Source organism: Pseudomonas fluorescens, assembly GCF_902497625.1.
Lineage (GTDB): Bacteria > Pseudomonadota > Gammaproteobacteria > Pseudomonadales > Pseudomonadaceae > Aquipseudomonas > Aquipseudomonas fluorescens_BQ.
Genome location: NZ_CABVGX010000113.1, coordinates 1 through 1,731 on the forward strand (window position 1 = coordinate 1; position 1,731 = coordinate 1,731).

A 1,731-nucleotide genomic window follows, 5' to 3' on the forward strand; every position below is an offset into this window, starting at 1 on the left:
GGTGCAGATAGCGAATCGCATCGGCCAGCGGCGCCAGTTGATAGTCCCGTGCCAGTTCTGTCGGCAACCAGTCGGGCAGGCTGGTCGGGCCCAGCATCGTCAGGGTCTGCATGCAGAGCTGGCGCAAGCGTTGCTGGGTCAGGCCTTCGGTCAACGGGTAAACCGGGGTCAGGGTTTCATCCACCGGCGGCGGTTCATCGCCGGTGATGGCGCGGTATTCCGGGTGATAGATTTCCAGCCCCGACGCGCCGGGCCGCGCTTCGCCGTAACAGCGAATTCGCGTGCCGCGCTTGAGGCCTTCTTTCTGCGCATTGCTGAAATGGTAGAAGCGCAGGCTGAGCCCGCCGGTTCCGTCCTGCAAACGCACGACCAGGCTGCGACGGCGGCCCATGACCACATCGGCGCCGCTGACGGTGCCTTCGATCACGGCATCCTGGCCAGGGCGCAAATGACCGATCGGGACCACCCGGGTGCGGTCCTGATACCGCAAGGGCAGATGGAACAGTACGTCCTGAAGATTCTCCAGGCCAACCTTGGCCAGTTTTTCGGCCATGGCTTCACCGACACCCTTGAGCGCCGTCACCGACACTTGCGACAACTCGGTCATGACTGTTGCTTAGCCAGCCACCGGCGCTGGCGGCTTGGCCACCGAGCACAGGCGGATCGAGTCGGCGAGGATTTCGATTGCCTTGGGCCGCGGAAAGCTCGCGCGCCAGGCGATCGCTACTGTTCGAAACGGCACCGGCGGCGTCAGTGGACGCACTTCGATCACGCCGGGTGCGTAATGGTGGCTGTCGACGGCCGAGAGTGGCAGGATCGAGATGCCCAAACCGGAGGCGACCATGTGGCGAATGGTCTCCAGCGAGCTGGACTCCACCGTGGTGTGCTTGGCGCCGTCGCTGCCTTTGGTCAGCGTCGGACAGGCCTCCAACACCTGATCGCGGAAGCAGTGGCCTTCGCCCAGCAGCAACAGACTCTTGTCGTTGAGCAGGCTGGCGTCGATTGATTCTTTTTGCGTCCACGGGTGTTGAGCCGGCATCAGCACATAGAACGGCTCGTCGTAGAGCTGCAGGGTCAATACGTCGGCTTCGTTGAACGGCAGGGCGATGATGATCGCGTCGAGCTCACCGTTGCGCAGCTTGTCACGCAGCACGTGGGTGAAATTTTCTTCAATGTACAGCGGCATCTGCGGAGCCACGCGGTGTAGCTGCGGGATCAGATGCGGAAACAGATACGGGCCAACCGTGTAGATCGCGCCGACTTTCAACGGGGCCGTCAGCTGGTTTTTGCCAGCCTGCGCCAGTTCGCGAATCCCTTGAGCTTGCTCCAGCACTTTTTGCGCCTGGGCCACGATGCCTTCGCCGACCGGAGTCAGGCGTACGGCGCTCTTGCTGCGCTCGAAAATCAGCACACCGAGTTCGTCTTCAAGCTTTTTCACGCCCACCGACAGGGTCGGCTGACTGACGTGGCAACGCTCGGCCGCGTGGCCGAAGTGCTGCTCTTGGGCGAGGGTAACGATGTAGCGTAATTCTGTAAGGGTCATGGCGAACGTCCGTGAAGTTGCGAGCCAAGCATAACGGCTGCAATCGATAGACGCACGTTATCAGACTGAGTGAGGTGAATGACACCGGGCAATGCGTGTATGCCTGGGTGGATATGCAAAAGGCACCTTTTGGTGCCTCTAGGCATATTCCCTTCCGTAGCAGCCGGACGCAGGCTGCGCCAGCTGCT

The 1,731-nt window shown here is 61.7% G+C and carries 2 protein-coding genes; both read right to left on the reverse strand.

Annotated features, from left to right (window positions below):
* On the reverse strand, positions 1-607 hold a 607-nt coding region (locus tag F8N12_RS27475), incomplete at its 3' end, for an OB-fold nucleic acid binding domain-containing protein (protein ID WP_412072135.1).
* Between the two features lie 9 nt (positions 608-616).
* On the reverse strand, positions 617-1,543 hold the full coding sequence (locus F8N12_RS27480) for a hydrogen peroxide-inducible genes activator (RefSeq protein WP_150579924.1): 927 nt from the start codon (positions 1,541-1,543) through the stop codon (positions 617-619).
* Between the last annotated feature and the right edge of the window lie 188 nt (positions 1,544-1,731).